Here is a 23,740-nt window from a genome sequence, read left to right on the forward strand (position 1 = left end):
AATTTTCTGTATGATTAGATACAATATGTTCATAAAATATATCAATTCGTTCAAATGAAAACTATTCACCCTATTGATCGCCTTTCAGGTCTGCTTGATCGTTTCCGCATGCAGGCAGAGTTGTACCATACTGGTGTGTTATGTGGCGTCAGCCATTTTGATGCTAGTGAAGGGTATGGCTATTTACATGTTTTACGTCAGGGACAACTGGAAGTCAGTCATCCAGCTATGGCGCATTTGCCAAGACGCATGCGTTTTGATGAACCAACGCTACTTTTTTATCCTGGGCCAATTACACATCATTTTCATAACCCGCCCAGAGAAGGCGCTGATTTTACCTGCGCGCGGTTGATACTGGATGGTGGGCAACAGAATCCACTGGTAAGGGCATTACCTGCCGTAATTGCACTTCCTCTAGCGCGTGTACAAGGATTGGATCAGACGCTTGCACTATTATTTGCTGAAACCGTCCATGCTCGTTGTGGGCAACGATTATTAGCGAATCGCTTATTTGAAGTGGTGGTGCTTCAACTATTACGTTGGCTATTAGATCATCCTCATGAAGCAGGGGTAAGCACTGGACTTATTATTGGCCTTTCAGATCCACGTTTGGCGCGTGCGCTGGTGGGAATACATGAATGTCCGGGTGAATCGTGGACACTAGAGCGCATGGCTGAACTGGCATGTATGTCTAGAACAGCTTTTGCTAATACCTTCCGTGATGTGATGGGACAGACACCAGCCGAATATTTAATAGACTGGCGTATTGCTTTGGCTCAAAGTAGATTGCGTGAAGGGCATTCAATTAAAATATTGGCTGAAGAACTGGGTTATGCTAATCCATCAGCATTATCTCGCGCATTTTCAGTCAGAGTAGGCATGTCTCCCCGAGAATGGTTGACCAGCCATCCAGTCTAATGCATAGTTAATGGTGATCTTTAACGAAAGCAAGATTGAGTAAGACAGTTCAATTTATATTGAACTGTCTGAGTTTAATGATCTATGAGTTGAGTTAGCTTAAACACTTCATCGATTGGAAAATTGAGCAGGGGAATCGACCATTACGGCTTCAGCACCTAACTGTTTTGCTATTCGATAGTCTGCTTCAGAATTGATACCGAACAGCACAATACGATTTGCTGCTTGTGTCCTAAAACAGTTCATAATTTCCTTATCCCAAACAAACTCTGCTTTTGAACGGCCTTCACCTAAGGTATAGGTTTCTACAACCTCAACCTGCCGTCTTAACTCCAAGCCGTGCCACCCAATTGGTTCCTGAGCAGCCTGACAATTATGGTTTAACGCGACACGAGCTAAAATATCCCGAGTATCATCTCTTGCAATAAAATACGGAAGTTGACCGACCTGTTTGACGGCATCTGTATAACGGCGTTCAGTGGAGTAGAGCCTAACTCGATTAAGTGAGTTAGTTGAAACGAGTACACGTTTAATAGCCGTAGCAATTTGCACCGGATCTGCATCAGGCGATTTAATATCAATATAAAAAGTGGTTCGAGGAAACTGAGTAAGCACCTGTTGAAGTGTTGGGATACGGATTCCTTTACCTCTCCATGGGTAAATCGTTTGTTGTCCTGCATTGCGGGCGACATTCCATCCAGCATCCAAACCCTGTAATTGTTTTACAGTATATGCAGAGACCAAACCCTGGCCATTACTTAAAGCATTCAGATTATTAGGACGATAGAGTACAGGAACACCATCATTGCTTAACTGTACGCTGATCCAGATCATATCTGCGTGATTTCTTAGAGCGAGATCAATTGCATAGGCTGTGTTCTCAGGCGCATCTGCCGTTCCACCGCGATGCGCAACAATTAGTGGTGATTGACCCGTTTGATTTGAGTAAGGCGCTGCATTTAATGCCATGCTATGTAGTCCATGACCGAATATGCATATCAACATGATGTTTTTAAACACGCTATTTTTCATAATAATATTGCAACCTATGGATTAAAATTTATAGCCATATTGGAGTCTTATGCCATTTTCACTATATTTTTAGCTTAAATTGTCGTCATTTATAAAATGTGACTATTTATAGTGAATAAATTAAACTAATGATTTTGTTTAACTTAAATAAATTTTTCTGTTCAATCATTAGCTTAAGATCCAAAACTGAAAAGAAGATTAGATCTTTATTATTTGTCCTGTGACAAAATAATTAAAACAACAGAACAATATCATGGCATGTCAAATAATTAAATATTCATTAGGGATTTTTGAAAGTTAAATGGTTTTTTAATGCGTAATCTTACATATCATTGACTGACCATCATTATTTCGCATTGATAAAATCCTGTTAAATATACATACGCAGATCAACAAATATTTATTTTAAAAACAGAAGATTAGAGTAGAGATCATGGATTAGATGCCGTGGATATTACGAGCAATTTTTAGCGATTTCGTGATTAAACTCGTTTCCAACTGGATACCACATATTTGTATAAGTCTGCTGTCATCCCATTCATATTGGATCATGCTTTGCGCATACTGAGATAGATTAACGTAGACAGTGGCGACAAGGATGATGGCTTGAATGGATTTATTAACTTATGAATTTTATTATTAATTTGATGAAATTTTTCATGTAGTTAAATACGCATTGTTTCGTTAAACAGCATCTAGAATCTAGTAATTTTTTGAATTAATGAAGTGGTAATCTATGAAAAGTTTAACCAAGAATGTTTTGATCATTGGTGGAAAAGGCAAAAATGGACGACGCGTCGCAGAGAAATTAAAGTCGCATAAATTTAATCCAATTGTTACTACTCGTACCATCAATGAGCATGTAGAAAATGAACGGTATTTTGATTGGAATGACAGCAGTACATTTGGCCCAGCACTGAAGAATATTGAAATTGTTTACATTGTTCATCCAGATACTTCAATGTCAGGAGCAGATCAACAGCTTGAAGGATTAATCACAGAAATGATGAATCAGTCTGTTTCCAAGGCTGTATTATTATCAGGCAGAGGTCAAGCATCTGTTGAGAAGTGTGAAAAAATTTTAATGCAGGCTGAACTTGATTGGACTGTCATTCGTTCAGCATGGTTTAACCAAAATTTCAGTGAAGGTCATTTTCTACATGGCATAAAATCTGGCGAAGTGACGTTTATGGCAGATACTGTAAAAGAGCCGTTCGTTGACTTAGAAGATTTGTCAGACGTGGTGGTTGAATGTCTGACTAATAATGCACATAACGGCAAAATTTATGAAGTCACAGGCTCAGAGTTATTGACTTTCGCTGAAGCGGTGAATGCTATTGGAGTAAAGCTTAAACGAAATATACAGTATCAATACCTTAATCAAGAAGCATATAGACAATATTTAAAGAATGCAGGACTGGATGAATTTATTGCAGCGCATATGGCGCAGGCATTTTCTGAAATTCTCGATGGGCGAAATGAAAATATCGGCAAAGGTGTTACTCAGGTTCTGGGGCGCGATCCGATTAAATTCAATGATTTTGTAAAATCAAATGAATTCTAGTTTTATAATTTATAAGGTAGCAAAGTGATGTCTTTAGAATTATCAGTTTCACAGAAATATTTAACCAAATTGGGCGTAGAAGATAAGTATTTAGCTACGCTTGAGAATCTAAAAAAGTTGTTATTTCTACATGTAACCAGCATCCCGTTTGGAAATATTTCTTCTTTTCTTGGTGATAACGTGTCTATGGAATTATCACAGATCGCAGACAAGTTACTCGATCAAGGAAGAGAGGGCTATTGTTTGGAACAGAGTACGCTGACTAGAACAGTATTAAACGAACTGGGATATGAGGCTTTTAATCTTTTGGGGCGCGTATATTATCAATCTCAACCTATAGAAGCTCCGATTCGTACTCATTTGGTGACTGTGGTAAAACTGGTGGATAAATTATATTTATTTGATCCCAGTTTTGGTGGAACGACTCCGACTGCCGTTCTTTCACTGGATAAGCTCGGGGAAATTCAGAATACACCGCATGAAGCTTTCCGTTTTATTGATGTAAAAGACAGTGGTGTTGCTGAAAGTGCCCTGACGGGTGTGAAGATTATGCTTCAAGCTTATATACGTGATGAGTGGGTCAATATTTATGCACTTGATCCAGAACAGAAAGTCTCGGAGTCGGATGCTGTGATTGCCAATTGGTATATTGCAACATCACCAGATTCTATATTTACTCAACATTTGATGCTTGCTGCAGTTACTCCAGATGAACGAATAAACTTAAGTGGAACGACTGTAAAGATCCATGGTAAAAATCATTCAATAAAAAAAGAGCTCACAAGCGAAGATGAATTTCGCGAATATCTTGAGAAGTATTTTAAAATTAATACGCAACAACTGAATGTGGCTTTCATATTTAAAAAAATAATCAATCCTGCCGAGTGAAAGATGCGCTTCTAAGAACAACAAGCAACGCTTGCAAGCTGTTAAACAGACCTGAATGAATCATCGCAAATAGGCTTAAGTAAGATTCACGATAATCATCAGGTTGCAGCTTGCGCATATTTTCAGCATAGTATGTCAGTGGAATATCATCCTTGGAATTAATATTCAATACATGAATAAATAAGAAATCTCAGAGAAAATCTCAAGAATGAATGGAGGAAACTTTGGGTCTAAAGCTACGAAAAAACCGTGCGCCTTCGCCAAATAATGTCTGTCCCTTGAGTAAAAGTATGGCACTGCTACGGGGCGCTTGGACTGCAGAAATCATCTGGTGTTTAAGTGCTGGACCACGTCGATTTGGAGAGTTAAGAGCTGACTTGCCATCAATTACCGCAAAAGTATTGACAGAACGTCTACGTCATTTGGAAAGTAAAGGAATTATACAACGTCTGCCAATCCCGACATCGCCGCCCTCTGTAGAATACAAATTAACAGTTATTGGTGCAAAATTCCTACCCGCTATTCACGCAATCGCCAAAGTTGGTGATGAACTCAAATTTGGCATGCCAGATTCCGAAACAGACTTAAATGAATAAAAAGCTAACTATTAAAATACTTTGATTTAACAATATTTTGCACAATACATTGTTAATAAGCGCGGTTGTGTTTTATTCCTGTGTAGGATTGTTTTTAAAGGATTCTCTAAACTCAGAAGGTGAGTAGTTAAATGTTTGGGAGAATACTCGGCTGAATGCAGCTTGAGAGGAATAGCCAACAAGCTCAGCAATATGAAAAATACTTTTTTGCGTGGTTAATAGCAATTCACTTGCTAATCGCATTCTCAGCGATTTTAAATATTGTATTGGGGTGGTCCCGACAGATTCTGTAAATTTCTTGTAAAAGCTTGATTTAGAATAATTGGTAGATTTTGCGAGTTCTTCAACAGTCCAGTCAAAATGTGGGTGATTATGCATTAAAGACATGGCTTTACTGATCATCGGTTCCTGTAATGCTGAAATCCAGCTTTTATGATTCGGTTCAACAGTGCTAAGCCAGCACCGAATTGACCAGATAAATAATAGATCAATAATTCTGGTCAGCATAATTTGACTGCCTATCGAAGGTGCTTTAAGTTCCTGTTGAATTGCATGAACAGTGATTGGAACCCATTCTGCAATAATATTTGTGGCTTTACAGGTAAAAGGGACATGAATAAAAGCAGGTAACCCCTCGGCAATGGCTGAGCCATAAATACCTGAAAAATCGATTGTACAGGTGATGATTTTAGCATCCTGAAATGCATCTGTATTCAAGCTTATACTGTGAAAGTTACCAGGTAAAACCACAACTATGTCGCAATGTTTCAATTCCAGATGATGTTCCAGATGATCCATTGTTAAAAGGCATTTTTCTTTCTGAATAATATGTATATAGCCATGATTTGGAGAAAATTCTAGTATTTCTCCAGACAAAAGAGTTGAAATACTATGGATTTTGCCTGCTATACCTGATAACCGATAGATATCAAAAAAAGTATCTGAAAACGAACTAAGCATATTTTTGGAATTCCGAGAAAAATACTGTTTCTGCAAAAACTTTGCATTCTTGGTGATTGTTAGCCGGTAATTTATGCCTAATAATCATTGCAGGAAGCTTTGACTGACCAAAAGTATCAATTATTAATTCGCTCTTAATAGTTATGCCATGAAACTTCTTGAAAAGCTAGATCACTTGAATATGAACATAATAATTTTCTGGAGTAGCAAATGAGTTTAAAACCAACGGTTATATTGGTACATGGTTTTTGGGGAGGCGCAGCGCACTGGAATAAAGTTATTCTAGAATTGGCAGCTAGAGGATATTCATCTCTGCATGCTGTTGAGATTCCGCTGACCTCACTGGCTGATGATGTAGAACGTACAAAAAAAATGATTAAACAAATAGATGGTGATGTTTTGTTGGTTGGTCATTCCTATGGCGGTGCTGTCATCACAGAAGCTGGAAATTTACCCAATGTTGTAGGTCTGGTTTATATTGCTGCATTTGCACCTGATTCAGGTGAAAGCCCTGGGGCGATTACCCAACAGAACTTACCTGAAGCGGCGCCAAATTTAGCACCAGACAGTGATGGTTATCTCTGGTTAAAAGCAGATAAATTTCATGAAAGCTTTTGTCAAGATTTGACTGCGGATGAAGGTTTGGTCATGGCAGTAACCCAAAAGGCACCGTTGGCTAGTACGTTTGGTGATGTGATTACTTCACCAGCATGGAAAACTAAACCATCTTGGTATCAAATCTCTATAGATGATCGAATGATTAATCCTGAGAATCAAAATATGATGTCAGCACGAATGTCAGCTAAAAAAATAATTTCACTGAATGCCAGTCATGCATCTTTAGCATCAAAACCTGTTGAAGTAACAGAACTTATTGATGAAGCAGCTACTTTTCTAGCTGGTTAAAGATTTTCTAAGTATCAGAAAATCTGAGGTTGTGAAAAACATAATAAAATATTGAAAAGAGATATAACATGGATGTTATAAACCGATATAGAAAATTTCTATTACTGGGTTTGGTCGTATTATTTCTTGTCGGAATAGTATGGTATCTAAAGCCAGAAACTCATGCTGTCAGTGACGTATCAAGTTCAAATTCAACAATACAAAATCAGCAGTCAGTGGATACTTTTGCGTCAGTTTCTGATACAAATCAACAAGTATTAAAGTTTCATGGTGTTATGCCTGAGTTGGCACCATCACTGCGGGGGACAGAGGTGAACTGCCCTTTACAGGTTGATACGAAAGGGCAATTGGTTTTGTCGCGTGGCATTCGCGACTGTTTCGATTATTTTCTTTCAAGTATTGGTGAAAAAACTGAAAGCAGTATTGTTGTTGATATTCGTCAATACCTTGCTGGTCTTCTACCAACGACTGCTCAACCATATTCTTATCAATTACTTGATAAGTATATGGATTATCTGCATCAGCGTGAAAAGCTACCTGCAGCTCAGACCAACAGTGCAAAGGACTTTAAAACAGTAGCTTCAGCTATAGTTAAGCTGCGTAGACAGATTTTTACGCCACAGGAAGCAGATGTATTTTTTGCCCAAGAAGAAAGCTATGACCAGTATGCAATTGCACAATACGCGATCAATAATGATAAACGCTTAAACACAAATCAGAAGGCAGAAAAAAGTGCAGCATTGCTGAATGAACAGCCAGAAGAACTGAAAGCAAGTATGCAGCCGATTTTACAATACAACCAATTACAGGAATTGACCACCGAGATTAATCAACGTGGAGGTTCAGCGAGTGAGCTGTACGAGATGCGTAAAAAATTAGTCGGTGCGGCAGCAGCAGATCGCCTCACTCAGGTTGATTTACAGGAAAGCCAGTGGCAAAAAAGAGTAGATAGCTATCTTGCAGCGAGAGCACAAATTACAGCGAGTCAGCAAGATGTGACTCAACAACAGGCTGCAATAAATGAATTACGTAATAAATCTTTTAGCAGCCCAGAAGAACGAATTCGTGCACAGACTTTTGAACAGATGCAGGCTAATTCGAATAAAAAAGTCGCTGAATAGGCAATATGGAAATTATCAATAATAGAAATATAGCATTGAGAATTAAACAAGGAGATTTTCAGGGAAATATTTTGAAGTATCAAGAAATCAATGTAATACAAAAATAATGTTCAAATATATGGAGTCTTGAACAATGAAAAAAGCAATCCCGGCCTTGGTATTTGGGGCCATCATATTCACATCGGTTAACAGCTCAGCAATTGTAACTACAAGTTATCAAAATTGCGGTATCAAAAACGATCAAGCGGGTTGTAGCAAAACATCTGCAACGGATTGGGGACTGTTCTCTAAAAAAACAGATTATGCCAAAACTAAGTATCCCTTGATATTTGCACATGGTTTATTTGGTTTTTCTCAGATTGGACCGATCAATTACTGGCATGGTATTCCTCAAGATTTAAGTCGCCAAGGCGCTGATGTATATGTAACTAACACATCTGCTGCTAACTCTGATGCAGTACGTGGTGAACAATTACTTAAACAAGTTCTCACGATTCAGGCTTTAACAGGTGCAGAAAAAGTTAACCTGATTGGTCATAGCCAAGGTGTGCAAACTGTTCGCTATGTTGCTGGGGTTCGTCCTGATTTAGTTGCATCCGTAACAGGTATTGCGGGTTCAAATAAAGGGAGTCCTGTTGCAGATTTGGTGGAAACATTTATACGTAAACCAGCCAGTGTAATAGGCTTTGATAAAACTATCGGAGCTGTAATCAATATGTTTACAGGTATAGAAAGTTTTCTGGGGGGGACTTCTAGCAATGGTGGTGCATATGATCAAGATGTTTTAAGTGCACTTGCAGGTTTGACCAAGGCTGGGGCTGGTGAGTTTAATGCCACTTTCCCGCAAGGTATTCCAGTGACTGAGTGTGGTTCTGGAGCAGCTACAGTAAATGGTGTGAATTATTATTCATGGTCAGGTAAAGGCGGACTCACAAATTTATTAGATCCTACAGCTTACGGGTTGCTTGCGGGTGAAGCATTTATCAAATTGAGCACTGGTAGTGATAGTGATGGTTTGGTACCAATATGTTCATCTCATTTGGGCAATGTCATTCGCGATAATTATCCACAGAACCATTTGGATGAAGTTAATCAGATTGTCGGACTTGTTGGCTCTGGTGCTGGTGCAGATCCAGTTCCGTTATATAGTCAGCATGCTAATCGTTTAAAATTGGCAGGTTTCTGATTTTTAAATTCAATGTTTTTCATGAAGGAAAGTAGGAAATTAGTTTTCTACTTTTCCTTAGTTTAAGATCGCTATCAAAAAATAATGGATGAAAAGCATAAATTTTAGAGTGTCATTATTTTAGTTAAGATAAATGATAAATCATTGAATAGGTCCATCGCTTTTTGTTCATCTAATTCAGAAGTGGTGATACGTATAGCTTTAATATCTTGGCCTAATGAAAACTCTTTTCCAAGTCTGACTTTCCATCCCATTAGCGCGAGTTGATAGGCTATTTCCTGAGCTTGCACATGTTCGATCCATAGATTTAAACCATCACAATAACTTATATCTAGAAGCTTTTGATCCAATAATTTTTTAACGATTTCTTGATTTTTTGTCTGATATTGTATTTTTGCTTTATTCATTAATTGATGAACTTTTTCCGATGTCATAAGCGAAAAAATCATCTTTTGTAAGATATGACTCACCCAGGTACAGTTTGGATTTAGTTTCATCCTTAGTCTGGTCGCAGTCTGAGGATCACAATTGATAAATGCAAATCTAAAGTCCGGACCTAAAAATTTTGATACAGATCTTATCACCGCCCAATGTCGGGTAGATTCAGGCACAATGTGATAATAAGGTGTTGTGGCAAGTAATGAAAAGTGATCATCAATAATAATGAGTACATCAGGGTATTCAGAAAATAACTGATGTAATTCTTGTGCCGTTTTAGCCTCAAGACTATAACTGGTCGGATTCTGCGCTCTTGGTGTAATAACAATTGCTTTGGCTTTTTGCTCTAGTGCTTTTCTTATACTATTAAGATCATAGCCTTGTGCTGTGACTGGGAAAAACACCATATTAAAGCGATTCACCTGTAAAGTATGAATACTGGTAATGAAACCTGGTTGCTCAATCGCAATACTGTCAGATTGGATTAAATGTGCATTGAGAATTCTTTCAATTGCATCTACCGCACCATGGGTAAATTCAATTTCAGAATTTTGATTATTTACATCAGCAAAAATTTCATTTCGTGCAAACGCTTCAAGCACTGAAAGCTTGGTACTGTCACCATATAAATACGAAGTATTAAAATTAAAGTTGATTTCATTTAATTGAGGTAAAAAATTCTGACATGGATTTCCATGCGCGAGGTCAAAAAATGTTTGATTGGTTTTTTGAAGATTTTCAAAACGATTAATTTGTGGACTTTTGCGAACTTGAGTGCCTGCACGCCCTTTGGATACAACAATCCCCATTAAGGCTAAATCTTTATAGGCGGCAGCAACTGTATTACGATTGACTTCCAGCTCAGTGGCCAAAGCGCGAATATTGGGTAATAATTCCCCCTCCTTCAAAATCCCATTCTGAATAAGTTCTCGAATACTATTTTGAATGTCCTGAGATGTTTTACCTTTAATTTCAGCCATATAGATCCAATCATTTACTTTCAAACCCGATCAAGTTATTTAACCAGTCTTCAAGTACAAGTTTTGCTTTGTCTGCCAGTATATTGCCATAATATTGATTCTCAAGTCTTAAATCCAAAATATCTATCTTATGTTGCTTTAATTCATCAGTATGACCGATGAGCCATCTTTCAAATTGTTTAGGATCTGCTTCAGCATGGAACTGTAATGCTATAATATTATTTCCTACACTAAATGCTTGATTTGGATAATAAATTGAACTAGCCAAGTGTGTGCCAACGCTAGGTAAATCAAAGGTATCACCATGCCAATGTAAAACGTGTATACCTTCAAGAAACCTTAAAGGTGATGCAAATGCCTGAGCACTCAAGGATAAACGCCCCCATCTTATTTCTTTGATGTGACCGGGATATACTCTTGCACCTAAAGCAGTGGCAATCAGTTGAGCACCCAAACAAATACCAAAAGTTGCATAATTGGTTATTAATCGTTGCTTCAATCCCACGATGATTTCTTTGAGATAAGGATAGGTGATGATGTCATATGCACTGATTGGCCCGCCAAGAATGATAAGCGGGTCCTTTTCTTGTAAGATGGCACTTAGGTCATCTACACCTGCTTGAAAAACGCAAATGTCATAGCCCATCTGTTTTAGTACGGGAGTAAAGCTTCCTGTATCCTCAAAACTTAAAAATTGGATCACATTAATAACTTGGTGTTTTATCATGTTCATGTTTGTCTCTCGGTAAAATAAGTGTGGGTCAGCGCTATAAATCAAACTGAATTGGATGACTCTTCATTCTGTTAAAAAACTGAATCTGCAGTTGTATTTTGATAAGAGTATTGAGAGGATAACGTTCTCATCTGACCATTTTGATAGATCAGAACACGCATATCTTCAGTCACTTGTACAAACTCAACTTCAATAGGATCAATTGCTGTCAATGTTGCGATGAGTTGTTGAATGGAATTTTGTGAAGCAAGATGATTGGGTGTAAAAGTACCGAGTAACTTTTTTTCTCGATATATATTGATCTGATAATGAGTTTTCATCGTGATGCTCTATTCAGTAGGCCAGTAATAACTGTCTGGTTTGGAACGTGCGCCAAAAATTGCTTGTCCAATCCTGATATCTGTTGCACCTTCAGCGATCGCAAGTTCAAAATCTCCAGACATACCCATTGAAAGCCGTTGTATCTCTGGATGTTTTTTTGAAATTTGATCTCTTAGTGCTCTTAAAAGCTGAAAACACTGCCTGACTTCAGTAGGGACATGGCTATGTATTGCCAAAGTCATCAATCCAACGATTTTTATGTAGCTAAATGGCTGACATTGTTCTATGAAATGTTCTAGTTCGTGAGGCTGAATGCCATATTTACTGCTTTCGCCTGATGTATTAACTTGGACAAAGACAGGCATAATCCGCTTTTCTTTTTCTAAGGCACTATTCAGTTTGTAAGCAAGTTCGACGCGATCTAAGGCATGGAATTCACTGATAAATTGGGCTACATATTTCACTTTATTGCGCTGTAGATGCCCAATCAGCACCCATTTTAAATTGCTAAGTTGTTTTAGTTCCTCATATTTAGCCTTGGCTTCAAGAACTTTATTTTCCCCGACACAGTCATATCCTAGCGCGTGAATTGCTCGAACATGTTCTGCTGAAAATGTCTTACTGACAGGCAATAATCTGATTTCAGAAGGATCTCGATTCACCTTGTGGCAGGCTTTCTCAATCGTTAATTTAATTTCACTCAGTCTGTCTGAAATAATTTCTTTGAGCACAATATTGACCTATGACAAAATTATTTATTGTATAGAACAATATCATGAGCATGTTCAATAAACAAATGCTTAAAGAACACCTCCACTCAGCAGAATTTATTTTTGCTACCTGAGCAAGAGCAAAGCCCTGCTTTGTTTGTAGCGTAAGGCGTAGTGGGGATTAGCGTGTTTTTTTTGCCAGTAAATGGTACCTGACGAATTGTCAACAGACTCTGGTGGATTTGATCGTAACGACATGCATCTCAGGACTCATCTACACGATTACTGAATAATGTATCGTTCAGCAACAAATTCATTTCGTTAGGACCTGACTTTATTGAGTCAAACCAAATAATATTTTGTGTGCCAAGCTGTCCTGAGTTGGATCCATCACTTGTACCTTCTGAGCTACTTTATATGCACGCTGAATAGCAGGGCGTTCACGGATTGTTTCAAACCAAGATTTAATATGAGGGAAATCAGCAAGCTTTATGCTATGTTCTTCATGGTGAACGATCCAAGGATATGCTGCCATATCGGCAATTGAGTAATCTTGACCTGTAATGAAAGTACGTCCGTCGAGATGAGTATTCAACACTTTATAGAGGCGTCGGGTTTCATTGACATAACGTTCGATTGCATAAGGAATTTTTTCAGGTGCATACTTTGCGAAATGTTGATTCTGACCTAACATTGGACCAAGCCCACCGACTTGCCAATACAGCCATTCCAAGGCCATGATTCGTGCTCTGGGTTCACTGGAGAGAAATAATCCGCTCTTTTGAGCCAAATATTGAAGAATTGCGCCAGACTCAAACACACTCAAAGGCTCGCCACCATCGTCTGGACTATCATCGATGATTGCTGGAATACGGTTATTGGGTGAAATAGCAAGGAAGGCTGATTTTAACTGATCCCCCCGACCGATATTCACAGGTGTTACATCATATTTAAGACCTGCTTCCTCAAGAAAAATAGTGATCTTATGGCCATTTGGCGTTGGCCAGTAATGTAGGTGGATCATAGGATGATGCCTTAATAAGGTTTTGAGCGAAAATAAACTGATTTAAATTATGATCAGAGTGATAACAGCTTCACTTAGCACTAGCTGTATAACCCTGATCTTTTGAGTGGTGGTTATAAGTCGATAACCGTCACGCCATTATTACCATTGAGTCCCAGTACCATACTCTCAGCAAATTGAGGCTTTTTAAGTATTGAAATCACATGATCACCAAAAGCTCTCGGTGGCATAGGTGCCCCAAAGCGGGAGACAAATTCTTCAGGTGTAATTCCCATGGCTGCTGCATAAGCACCTGCTGCTGAGTCGCCAACTCCCGTACCAAGAACCATTAGCCGTGGAACGATGGCCTGAAACTGAATACCAAGATTTTTATCTTGCGCAAACAAATTGGCATATTTGGTCATGAACCAAAGCGCACGTTTAGAACTGGCGTAGCCACCCGTCATTTGAGAACCAGACTCAGCGGCACCACTAGATCCCACTAAAACTCGGCTGCCTGGATCAAGTGGTGTTTTTAATACCGCTTGAAACCAGAAAAAGGCTGCTTTGACATCGGTTTCCCAATTTATAGAAAACTCTTCCCAAGTTAATTCATCCAGAAGCCCCATTCGCGGCGCCGCTCCAGCATTTAACACAAGGACATCTGGACGAATGTCTGCAATGATACGGTGTGCCGCAGCTTCATCCGTAATATCCGCGGAAATGGTATAAACACCTAGCCGTTCAGCGGCTGCATCAAGATCTTTTACATTACGTGCAACCACAGTTACTTTTGCACCTTGATCAACCAGTGCTTCAACTAGACCTAAACCGAGACCACGACTACCACCAGTGACCACGACTTTTTTGTCTTTCAGATTCATGACGATTTCTCCAATGTCTAATAAAGTGATGTACTACTAAAACGATTGAAGCCTTGGAAAAGAGTCAAAAAGCCTCTAAATTATTTTAATTTGATCTAGCGACGTACTTTCGACTCTACTTTTTATATCCGTTGATGGGTCGCTGATCAGTCTGATCATGTGGATGTGTATTGATAACTTGCGATGATGAGGCAGGTGTGGAATCGAAAGATAGTTGACGTGATTTTTTTGGCAGGACATGATTTTTATCATCTACGCTTAAATGTGTTGAATCACTTTAAATCATCATCTACAGCCGAAAAGGCAGGATAATGTAGTGGCTACTTGGCCATACTAGGCAAAATTACAACATCGATTAGAAGGGAATATGGGGGTAGGAAAAATTTGAGCAAGATGAAGAAATAAAATAAAGCTCTCAACGGAGAGCCTATCTGTAAAATTACACATGCAATTGAATAAGTGACATTACTCAATTTTGAGATGTGCCATTTTTTAAACAACAAAAATATATGATTTTAATTTCATACGCTCAGCGGCAGTGTTAAGTAAATATAGTGCAATGAAGCGATGCGGAACTGTCATCATTTTCAAGGTGGGTGTTGAGAACCATTTATGACCGCGGCTAAAGAAAGAAGAGAAGATCACCTGAGATTTGATCAGGTTGATGACCATACATATTTGAATATCAACTGAATCAGAGTGAACAACCATCATGATTAAATCATCTTGCTTGATCATTGTTGCTGATTCTAGTGATTGCCAGTGTGATTCAGATTTAGATTTAAATCCCAAGGTATTCCATGACTGACTAACGATCTGATTGATTGCTGGAGGAGCATTGGCAAAAATCTCATATGCCCATTTTTCAGCGCTGTACTTTTTAGTCATCATGGGAGTCGGAATATCAATGCTAAAAGCATCTTCATAGCCAATATTTTCTAAAGGACATACTTCACGTGCTAGATCTGGAATACGGATTGCTTGTGCTTTCATGGCATTCTCCTTAAGGCATTTGGCTCATCAACAATAGCTATATGCTCAATGGCGAATGGGTTTGAGTATGATGATGAGCCTAATGGTTTATTTATTTGGGGTTAATATCAGCTCTGCATCAGCGGCAACATATCGCACATAGCGGTAATCTCGAATAAAGCTAATCTTGCCTTCTTGCCATTCCAGCCACATGATATAACTTGGTTTGAGGTCTATACGGTTTTCAAAGACAGCAATGACCTCGCGATCTCCAAGCCATGCGGGAACTAGCCAGATATGGTCAATTTTTGCGTAGGCACCAAAGAACATGGAGACATCGGTAGCGCCAACACGGACAGGATGAGTAGACTGACTGAGTTTGACAGCATCAGAAAGTAATGCTTTTAGCCCATCCCAGTCGCGTAGGTTAAACAGCTTTACATAGTTTGCTACTGCATCAGATGTTGGTCGGGCAATGTGTGGTTCCTCAGTGGTTATGTTGATTTCGCGCAGTCGAGCACGTCCACGAGAAAGATGGGCTTTTACTGAGTCTACTGACAGATTCAGCAGGGTAGCAATGTCTACAAGAGGCTCGTCAAGAACATCTTTAAGAATGATGACACTGCGCTGAAGTACTGGGAGTTGCATAAATCGTGAAACCGCCATTTTAATTGTTTCCTCACGCATCAGCATCTCCATCGGATCAGAGGTATTTATATCTTCAATATCGTCAGTAACACTATCCACAGCTTCTGTTATTCGAATGGCTCGACTTCGAAGTAAGTCAAGTGCTCTGTTATGTGCTATGCGGAATAACCAGGCACGTAACATCTGAAAATCTTGTATTTTGTCAATCACAAGCAATGCCCGAGCAAGCGTATCCTGAACGACATCTTCACCTTCAATGACAGAGCCCATCAGTCGCGAACAGTAGCGATGCAATTCAGGGCGAAGCTGTTCTGCCAGATTAATCAGTTGGGTCTGTTGCATGTGAGGCTTAGGATCATGGTCTTTATTCAAATTGTCTCACCATTCAATCATGGTCACAGCGGTATGGCCGCTGCAATCTAAAAGGATATATTGATATCAATGACCTGACTGTTTTGTCATTTTGCGGTCACTGTAATTTGTTGTTGAACAAAGATTTCTATTGAGCATGAATCAAGTGCTTTAGATCCGCCAATAAGGTTAATTTCTATCTGCACAGCACCACGTTAATGTTTTTGTTTAGATAAGCTATTACTAAAACGATTGAGGAATATAAAAAGAGTCAAAAAGTTGTAAATAATTTTAATTTTGTTTGAAGCTGCTGCAATTATTTTATGTGTTTTATTGATATTTAGCAGGATCATTCTTTTTTATCATGAGATTTAATCAGTTATTTTTTTATAGTCTGGCTCAAACTTTTTTTGAGTCCGATCCTGTTTTTATTAAAAAGACGATTATAGATTTTACGAACAGAAAGAACATCGCTTATTTCTGCATTAATGTATTATTCGTCAGCATCTGGAAGTATAAGTACCAAGAAAAAGTGCTTGGTTCTGCTTGTTATTGTGGGTCACCAGATTAAAAGCATGGATTGGCGCAGTTGATAAAACAATACACAGCAGGTCTTATTTTTATATGTAATTACTATATTTTTGACCATGTTCTGCTTATACTGTGCAGCAATTAAGATATTTCATTTTTTGCACGTCATAAGTACTTTTGATATTGAGTACATGATTGTGTACATATTTTTAGAGTAGTGTATGGCAGTAGCTAAGAAATCCGTTAATATCAACAATATACGTAATTTTTCGATTATCGCTCATATCGACCACGGCAAGTCGACACTTGCAGACCGTTTCATTCAAATGTGTGGTGGATTGCAAGACCGTGAAATGCAGGCTCAAGTCCTAGACTCTATGGAGCTTGAGCGTGAACGTGGGATTACCATTAAAGCGGCTTCTGTAACCTTGTACTATACCCATCCAAATGGGCAAGAGTATCAATTAAACTTTATTGATACACCGGGGCACGTGGATTTCTCTTATGAAGTATCGCGTTCTCTTGCTGCCTGTGAAGGTGCATTGTTGGTTGTCGATGCTGCACAAGGGGTTGAGGCGCAATCTGTTGCAAACTGCTATACCGCAATTGAACAGGGTCTAGAAGTACTACCTGTCCTGAATAAAATCGATTTGCCACAAGCAGAACCTGAACGTGTTATTCATGAAATCGAAGAAATTATCGGTATTGAAGCAACACATGCACCAACATGTTCGGCAAAAACAGGTCTAGGTGTAGAGTCTGTTTTAGAGACATTGGTTGACATTATTCCAGCACCGCAAGGTGACCGTGACGCACCTTTACAAGCCTTAATTATTGACTCTTGGTTTGATAACTATTTAGGTGTGGTATCACTTGTTCGTATCAAACAAGGTCGTGTGCGTAAAGGCGATAAAATGTTGATGAAATCAACAGGTCAATCGCACATCATCACTTCTGTTGGTATTTTTAATCCAAAACATACCGATACAGGTATTTTAGAAGCGGGTGAAGTTGGCTTTATCATTGCTGGGATCAAAGACATTTTTGGTGCGCCAGTTGGTGATACGATTACCTTGGCAACCACACCTGATGTTGCAACTTTACCGGGTTTTAAAAAGGTAAAACCACAGGTTTATGCGGGTTTATTCCCAATTGATGCCAGTGATTTTGAACCATTCCGTGAAGCGCTACATAAGTTACAAATTAACGATTCTGCGTTGTTCTTTGAACCTGAAAGCTCAGATGCTTTAGGTTTTGGTTTCCGTTGTGGCTTCTTGGGAATGCTACACATGGAAATTGTACAAGAACGTCTAGAGCGTGAGTATGATTTAGACTTAATCAGTTCTGCGCCTACCGTAATCTATGAAGCATTGATGAAAAATGGCGAAACGATTTATATCGATAGCCCATCTAAAATGCCTGATGGTTCAACGGTTGAAGATTTACGTGAGCCGATTGCTGAATGTCATATTTTAGTGCCTCAAGAATACTTGGGTAATGTCATGACCCTGTGTATCGAGCGTCGTGGTGTGCAAAAAGATATGAAATTCTTGGGTAACCAAGTATCGATTACCTTTGAAATTCCAATGGCAGAAGTGGTTATGGATTTCTTTGATAAATTGAAATCTTGCTCACGTGGCTTTGCTTCGTTGGATTACAATTTCGTGCGTTTTGAGAGTTCATCTCTAGTTAAGGTCGATGTGTTAATTAATGGTGATAAGGTTGATGCTTTGGCAATGATTTGTCATCGTAATGATGCGCGTCACCGTGGTATTGCTTTAGTTGAAAAGATGAAAGACTTGATTCCGCGTCAAATGTTTGATGTGGCGATTCAAGCTGCAATAGGTGCACAAATCATTGCACGTTCAACAGTTAAAGCGATGCGTAAAAACGTATTGGCTAAATGTTATGGTGGTGACGTTTCTCGTAAGAAGAAACTGTTATCGAAACAAAAAGAAGGTAAGAAACGCATGAAGCAAGTGGGTAGTGTTGAAATCCCACAAGAAGCGTTCCTTGCTGTGTTAAAAGTAGAAAGATAAAAACTAGAGGTCTTATTGCTCATGGATTTTGATTTTAATTTAATTCTCGTTCCTGCAACGCTTATATTTTTTGGGCTATGGTTACTGGATAAGTTTGTACTGAAACAACGTGCAACAAAAGGTAAGGGGAATGAAAATGTCATCATTTCATGGGCATATGATTTCTGGCCTGTTCTAGCAGTGGTTTTGGTGTTGCGTTCATTCTTATTTGAACCGTTTAATATTCCTTCTGATTCTATGGTGCCGACTTTAGAAACAGGTGATTATATTTTGGTGAATAAGTTCCAGTATGGTGTTCGTTTACCGATTACCAATACCAAGATTATTGATATTGGTGAGCCACAACGTGGTGATGTTGCTGTTTTCCGTTATCCAGAAAATCCCAAAATTAGCTATATCAAACGTATTATTGGTTTACCGGGTGACCATCTTGAATTCAATAATGGTCAACTTACAATCAATGGTAAAAATGTTGAGCAAGTACCTACTGAGTTTAGTCGTGAAAAAGATATTTTAGATACGCCTAAGTCAATCTACTATTATGAAACGATGGGTACACATAAGCATTTAGTTCGTTTGCTGGAAGGTCAAAATACTTTGATTTCAGCATTTAATTATGCACAGAAAAAACAAGACCTACCTTATGTAGCAACTGCAAATGACCGCTTTGTAAAATCAAATGGTCAAAGTTGGGAAGTGACTGTTCCAAAAGGCCATTATTTTGCCATGGGTGATAACCGTGACCAAAGTGCAGACAGTCGTTTTTGGGGCTTTGTACCTGAAGAGAACTTAACTGGTCATGCAATCTATGTGTGGATGCATAAGGAACCTGGTTTAAAAATGCCTTCATTTAGTCGCAATGGTGCAATTAACTAATCGGCTACAGTTTAGAAAATCAAATAAAGGTCAATTTTTATTGACCTTTATTTTTATCTGTTAAAGCTATAAAGTTGTCTTGATTTATAAGAAAAATGAAATAGAACAAATGATTTAAACTAGCAACTTGATGCAGTTTCAAGGATAATAGCGCGGTAAAGTTTTTTATCACACCAGGGTTTGCAGTGGATAAAAAATTTATAACAATTGAAAATGATCAGTGGGTCTGCAGCAGTGTATTTGACTCAATTATATGATTATTTTCAATTGCGATTAAAGATTATTCATTCTGAGCTGTTGGATAAAAAAAATGCGTAAAAATCAACAAGGCGCTTCATATATTGGAATTTTACTGGGGATAATTGCTTTAGCTTTTATGTTGAAAATCATAGTTGCTGTATGGCCTTTATACTGGGATGATCGTGTGATTAATAATCAAATTGTAGAGCAGATAAAGAATAGCTCTGCTGAAATCACACCAATGAAATTTGCAACAGAAGTTGATAAACGGTTAGAAATGAACAATATCCGAGATACTAAACTTGAGGATATTGCGACTGTATCAACTAAAGATGGTTTACAAGTGACTAAAAAATATGAAGTACGAAAAAATTTCATGCTGAATATAGATTTAGTCCTCACTTTCGAGAAGAGTTTTGATCAAAGGTCAGTTGAAAGTAAGTGATCCTCGCTTACAGAGTAGAATCGGTTACCAGTTTAAACAATACGAGTTATTACAACTCGCGCTGACTCATCGCTCGGTGAGTCACAAATACAACTATGAGCGCCTAGAGTTTTTAGGTGATGCATTGTTGGGTATGATCATCGCAAACTACTTATATCATGCGTATCCTCATGAAAATGAAGGTCGTTTGACGCGTATGCGCGCAACTTTGGTACGCCAAGAAGCATTGGGTAAAATTGCCAATGATTTAAAGTTAAGTCAAAGTTTAATTTTAAGTACAGGTGAATTGAAATCAGGCGGTCATCATCGTGAGTCAATATTAGCAGATACAGTTGAAGCAATTATTGGCGCGATTTATACCGAAACACGAGATTTGCCTTTGTTGGAATCGATTGTTTTAAAATGGTATGAACCGTATTTAGATCATATCGAACCGACAGATCAACTCAAAGACCCAAAATCACGTTTGCAAGAATATCTACAAGCTCGTAAAAAGCATCTCCCAGTTTATGAGGTCGTAGATATTCAGGGTGATGCACCTAACCAGCATTTTAAAGTAGAATGTACAGTAGATGGCTTGCCTAAAATGATGGGTGAGGGATCAAGTCGCCGTTTTGCAGAACAAGCAGTCGCGGCGGATTTTTTAAAGATATTGGAGCAGTAAACTGCATGAGTACACATTCCGATCACAATGATGCTGATCACGAGCCGTCTGAAAGCGGTAATGAGTTAATTAATCAATTTTTTAGCTCACAAGGTACAGAAATCCCTTCGGATTATCGAAGTGGATTTGTTGCAATTGTAGGACGTCCAAACGTGGGTAAATCGACATTGATGAACCATTTATTGGGTCAAAAGTTGTCAATTACTTCACGTAAGCCACAAACGACACGCCATAAAATCATTGGTATTGATAGTCGTGAAAAGTCTCAGGCTGTATTTGTTGATACGCCGGGGATGCACAAGAAAGAAGTGCGTGCGATCAATAAAATGATGAACAAAGCTGCACACTCTGCATTGCGTGATGTCAATTTGGTACTATTTGTTTTAGATGCCCAGAAATGGACACCAAATGATGACTTGGTTTTAGAAAAACTGCAAAATGCAGAAATGCCAGTCGTTTTGATTATCAATAAAATCGATACCTTAGAAAATAAGCGTATGATTTTGCCGTTGATCCAAGAACGTGCGAAGTTGATGAATTTTGCTGAAATTGTTCCTGTTTCAGCATTACGTGGTGCAAACTTGGACCATTTGCGTGAAGCGATTGAAAAGTATCTACCATTCCAGCCACCATTATATTCTTTAGAACAGTTAACTGACCGTTCAGAACGTTTTCTTGCCAGTGAAATCATTCGTGAGAAAATTATGCGTCAGTTAGGCGAAGAGCTGCCTTATGATTTAACGGTTCAAATTGAATCATTTAAAACAGAAGAAGCGACAGTGAATGAAAAAACTGGTCGTCCTAAAGCTGCATGTACTTATATTGATGCCACAATTTTTGTTGATCGCCCTGGGCAAAAAGCCATCGTGATCGGTGAAAAAGGTGCTAAGCTGAAGAAAATTGGTATGGATGCTCGTGTCGACATGGAAAAAATGTTTGAGCAAAAAATCATGCTAACACTTTGGGTGAAAGTTAAAGGCGGTTGGTCTGATGACGAACGTGCTTTAAAAAGTTTAGGCTACAGTGATATTTAATTGACTTTTTGGGAACTGAAATGATTCGAGTTATAGCAATTCTTGCTTGCATAATCATGTTACAAGGCTGTATCACTAAAATTGTGACAGTTCCCGTCAAAGTTGCTTATAAAACCACAAAAGGTGTGGTTAAAGGCACTGCTGCGGTTGTAGGCGCTGTTATTCCTGATGGGGATGATGACGATGATAAGAAAAAACAAAAGGATGATTAAGTTCAAGCTAGATGCGTAATGAAATCTTGCATGGTTATTTAATCCATCATCGAAAATATAGAGAACGTAGTCATATTGTGCACTTATTTACACAAGAGCATGGTCGTGTCGACGGTATTCTTAGACAAACCCCACCACCACAATACCAACCGATTACTTTACAAGCGTCGGGAAAATCCGAGCTTAAAAACTTTTCAAAACTCGAAATACTCAATCAACCGATTTTCTTTTATGGGGATGCTTTCTTTTCGGGCTTTTATTTAAATGAACTGCTGCTTCGTTTATGTCCGCTTGAAGAAATGATGTCTGAAACATTTCAGCAATACCATTTAACTTTACAACATTTACAAAAATTGGCTGAACATCCACAAGCTGATTTATTTCTTCGACAAATTTTACGCCAGTTTGAACACGCACTGTTAGAAGAGTTGGGCTATCCACTGGATTATGGGCATGATTCAAATCAACAAGAGATTATGCTGACCCAGCGTTATCAATTTCAATTGGCGGAAGGCTTTACACCAGTGTCATATACTTCGTCTGGGACGTTGTTGGGCCAACAAATTCTAAGCATGGCAAATTATGAAAAGGGTAGGGATTTTAGCCCAGAGCAGTTACAATTATTGGCTAAACTCTATCGACAAATGATTACTTCACTTTTAGGTGATCGACCATTAAAAAGTCGTCAGCTTTGGGTTCAAAATGCTCAATCTAAAACGTTGAGCCGTTAATTTTAATTTATTGGTTAATTAGGAGAATGTTATGGCTGCATTGCTAGGTGTAAACATTGACCATGTTGCAACCCTCAGACAAGCACGTGGAACGACTTATCCTGATCCTGTGAAAGCTGCATTAATTTGCGAACAAGCAGGGGCGGAAGGCATCACTTTACACTTACGTGAAGATCGTCGTCATATTCAAGATGATGATGTGCGCCGTATGCGCCCTGTATTGACGACAAGAATGAACTTGGAAATCGCTGTAACTGATGAAATGGTTGCATTTGCAAAAGAGATTCAACCACATCATGTGTGTTTTGTGCCAGAGAAACGTCAAGAAATCACCACAGAAGGTGGTTTAGACGTGCTTGGGCATTTTGAAGATGTTAAAGCTGCGACTCAGGCATTAACTGCAATTGGTTGTGATGTATCTTTGTTTATTGATGCTGATTTTGCACAAATCGATGCTGCAATTGCTTGTGGTGCACCCACTATTGAATTACATACGGGTGCTTATGCAGACGCTAAAACTGCTGAAGCTCAACAGATTGAACTCGAAAGAATTATTAAAGGTACTGAGTACGCAGCATCTAAAGGTTTGGTCGTCAATGCTGGTCATGGTTTGAATTTGGACAATGTGGCTGCAATTGCTGCAATTCCTCAGATTCATGAACTCAATATTGGACATTCGATTATTGCTGAAAGTGTTTTTGTCGGTTTGGAACAAGCAGTAAAGGACATGAAGGCCGCACTTCATGCAGCTGGTTAA

The 23,740-nt window shown here is 38.6% G+C and carries 25 protein-coding genes; 15 read left to right on the forward strand and 10 right to left on the reverse strand.

From position 1 onward, the window contains the following. Nucleotides 1-54 precede the first annotated feature (54 nt). The gene (locus PYV58_RS05840; protein ID WP_034616268.1) at nt 55-918 is read left to right on the forward strand and encodes an AraC family transcriptional regulator; all 864 of its coding nucleotides are present in this window, start codon (nt 55-57) and stop codon (nt 916-918) included. Between the two features lie 108 nt (nt 919-1,026). On the opposite strand, the gene PYV58_RS05845 is transcribed toward PYV58_RS05840, so the two are convergent. Then, nucleotides 1,027-1,887 carry a glycerophosphodiester phosphodiesterase family protein gene (locus PYV58_RS05845; protein ID WP_034616270.1) on the reverse strand — a complete coding sequence of 287 codons (861 nt, stop codon included), beginning with the start codon at nt 1,885-1,887 and terminating at the stop codon, nt 1,027-1,029. 799 nt (nt 1,888-2,686) lie between these two features. Here PYV58_RS05845 and PYV58_RS05850 point away from each other — a divergent pair. The 3 genes from PYV58_RS05850 (at nt 2,687) to PYV58_RS05860 (ending at nt 4,998) form a co-directional block, all read left to right on the forward strand. Beyond that, nucleotides 2,687-3,514, forward strand: coding sequence for an NAD(P)H-binding protein (locus PYV58_RS05850; RefSeq protein WP_034616277.1), 828 nt, complete (start codon nt 2,687-2,689; stop codon nt 3,512-3,514). Between the two features lie 27 nt (nt 3,515-3,541). Then, complete coding sequence (locus PYV58_RS05855; RefSeq protein WP_034616278.1) at nt 3,542-4,402, forward strand: arylamine N-acetyltransferase; 861 nt, start codon at nt 3,542-3,544, stop codon at nt 4,400-4,402. A gap of 290 nt (nt 4,403-4,692) precedes the next feature. Then, nucleotides 4,693-4,998 carry a helix-turn-helix domain-containing protein gene (locus PYV58_RS05860; RefSeq protein WP_244013509.1) on the forward strand — a complete coding sequence of 102 codons (306 nt, stop codon included), beginning with the start codon at nt 4,693-4,695 and terminating at the stop codon, nt 4,996-4,998. Between the two features lie 72 nt (nt 4,999-5,070). On the opposite strand, the gene PYV58_RS05865 is transcribed toward PYV58_RS05860, so the two are convergent. Beyond that, nucleotides 5,071-5,958, reverse strand: coding sequence for an AraC family transcriptional regulator (locus tag PYV58_RS05865; RefSeq protein WP_034616280.1), 888 nt, complete (start codon nt 5,956-5,958; stop codon nt 5,071-5,073). Nucleotides 5,959-6,168: 210 nt separating this feature from the next. On the opposite strand from PYV58_RS05865, the gene PYV58_RS05870 reads away from it, so the two are divergent. The 3 genes from PYV58_RS05870 (at nt 6,169) to PYV58_RS05880 (ending at nt 9,171) form a co-directional block, all read left to right on the forward strand. Beyond that, nucleotides 6,169-6,864: an alpha/beta hydrolase gene (locus PYV58_RS05870; protein ID WP_034616282.1), complete on the forward strand. Its 696-nt coding sequence runs from the start codon at nt 6,169-6,171 to the stop codon at nt 6,862-6,864. A 68-nt stretch (nt 6,865-6,932) separates the two neighbouring features. Further along, nucleotides 6,933-7,985 carry a lipase secretion chaperone gene (locus tag PYV58_RS05875; protein ID WP_275059721.1) on the forward strand — a complete coding sequence of 351 codons (1,053 nt, stop codon included), beginning with the start codon at nt 6,933-6,935 and terminating at the stop codon, nt 7,983-7,985. 133 nt (nt 7,986-8,118) lie between these two features. Further along, on the forward strand, nt 8,119-9,171 hold the full coding sequence (locus tag PYV58_RS05880; protein ID WP_034616293.1) for a triacylglycerol lipase: 1,053 nt from the start codon (nt 8,119-8,121) through the stop codon (nt 9,169-9,171). A 104-nt stretch (nt 9,172-9,275) separates the two neighbouring features. On the opposite strand, the gene PYV58_RS05885 is transcribed toward PYV58_RS05880, so the two are convergent. From PYV58_RS05885 to PYV58_RS05920, 8 genes are all read right to left on the reverse strand, one after another. After that, a complete protein-coding gene (locus PYV58_RS05885; protein ID WP_034616294.1) occupies nt 9,276-10,589 on the reverse strand; it encodes a GntR family transcriptional regulator in 1,314 nt (437 codons plus the stop codon). Nucleotides 10,590-10,599: 10 nt separating this feature from the next. Then, a complete protein-coding gene (locus tag PYV58_RS05890; protein WP_034616295.1) occupies nt 10,600-11,322 on the reverse strand; it encodes a glutamine amidotransferase in 723 nt (240 codons plus the stop codon). Nucleotides 11,323-11,393: 71 nt separating this feature from the next. Further along, nucleotides 11,394-11,642, reverse strand: coding sequence for a hypothetical protein (locus PYV58_RS05895; RefSeq protein WP_034616297.1), 249 nt, complete (start codon nt 11,640-11,642; stop codon nt 11,394-11,396). 9 nt (nt 11,643-11,651) lie between these two features. Continuing rightward, nucleotides 11,652-12,374, reverse strand: a complete 723-nt coding sequence (locus tag PYV58_RS05900; protein ID WP_034616299.1) for a YggS family pyridoxal phosphate-dependent enzyme — start codon at nt 12,372-12,374, stop codon at nt 11,652-11,654. Nucleotides 12,375-12,687: 313 nt separating this feature from the next. Then, nucleotides 12,688-13,377 (reverse strand): glutathione binding-like protein, encoded by a 690-nt coding sequence (locus PYV58_RS05905; protein ID WP_034616301.1) that lies wholly within the window; start codon nt 13,375-13,377, stop codon nt 12,688-12,690. A gap of 113 nt (nt 13,378-13,490) precedes the next feature. Then, nucleotides 13,491-14,240 (reverse strand): SDR family oxidoreductase, encoded by a 750-nt coding sequence (locus tag PYV58_RS05910; protein ID WP_034616302.1) that lies wholly within the window; start codon nt 14,238-14,240, stop codon nt 13,491-13,493. Nucleotides 14,241-14,732: 492 nt separating this feature from the next. After that, complete coding sequence (locus PYV58_RS05915) at nt 14,733-15,233, reverse strand: hypothetical protein (protein WP_034616304.1); 501 nt, start codon at nt 15,231-15,233, stop codon at nt 14,733-14,735. Nucleotides 15,234-15,320: 87 nt separating this feature from the next. Then, nucleotides 15,321-16,202, reverse strand: a complete 882-nt coding sequence (locus tag PYV58_RS05920; RefSeq protein ID WP_034616306.1) for a sigma-70 family RNA polymerase sigma factor — start codon at nt 16,200-16,202, stop codon at nt 15,321-15,323. Between the two features lie 761 nt (nt 16,203-16,963). Between PYV58_RS05920 and lepA the strand changes: the two genes are divergently transcribed. From lepA to pdxJ, 8 genes are all read left to right on the forward strand, one after another. After that, nucleotides 16,964-18,781, forward strand: a complete 1,818-nt coding sequence (gene lepA / locus PYV58_RS05925; RefSeq protein ID WP_004717093.1) for a translation elongation factor 4 — start codon at nt 16,964-16,966, stop codon at nt 18,779-18,781. Between the two features lie 21 nt (nt 18,782-18,802). Beyond that, entirely contained in the window at nt 18,803-19,657 is an 855-nt protein-coding gene (lepB, locus tag PYV58_RS05930) for a signal peptidase I (RefSeq protein WP_034616309.1), read from the forward strand. A gap of 310 nt (nt 19,658-19,967) precedes the next feature. Further along, on the forward strand, nt 19,968-20,342 hold the full coding sequence (locus PYV58_RS05935) for a DUF4845 domain-containing protein (protein ID WP_004717090.1): 375 nt from the start codon (nt 19,968-19,970) through the stop codon (nt 20,340-20,342). Continuing rightward, the gene (gene rnc, locus PYV58_RS05940) at nt 20,314-21,006 is read left to right on the forward strand and encodes a ribonuclease III (RefSeq protein WP_004717088.1); all 693 of its coding nucleotides are present in this window, start codon (nt 20,314-20,316) and stop codon (nt 21,004-21,006) included. Before PYV58_RS05935 ends, rnc begins: the two co-directional genes overlap by 29 nt. A 5-nt stretch (nt 21,007-21,011) precedes the next feature. Then, nucleotides 21,012-22,040, forward strand: coding sequence for a GTPase Era (gene era / locus PYV58_RS05945; protein WP_004717086.1), 1,029 nt, complete (start codon nt 21,012-21,014; stop codon nt 22,038-22,040). Nucleotides 22,041-22,060: 20 nt separating this feature from the next. Continuing rightward, nucleotides 22,061-22,252: an NF038104 family lipoprotein gene (locus tag PYV58_RS05950; RefSeq protein WP_004717085.1), complete on the forward strand. Its 192-nt coding sequence runs from the start codon at nt 22,061-22,063 to the stop codon at nt 22,250-22,252. Nucleotides 22,253-22,263: 11 nt separating this feature from the next. Beyond that, a complete protein-coding gene (gene recO, locus PYV58_RS05955) occupies nt 22,264-22,983 on the forward strand; it encodes a DNA repair protein RecO (protein WP_004717082.1) in 720 nt (239 codons plus the stop codon). A gap of 31 nt (nt 22,984-23,014) precedes the next feature. After that, on the forward strand, nt 23,015-23,740 hold the full coding sequence (pdxJ, locus tag PYV58_RS05960) for a pyridoxine 5'-phosphate synthase (protein WP_004717080.1): 726 nt from the start codon (nt 23,015-23,017) through the stop codon (nt 23,738-23,740).

The organism is Acinetobacter sp. TAC-1 (genome assembly GCF_029025845.1).
Classification (GTDB): domain Bacteria; phylum Pseudomonadota; class Gammaproteobacteria; order Pseudomonadales; family Moraxellaceae; genus Acinetobacter; species Acinetobacter guillouiae.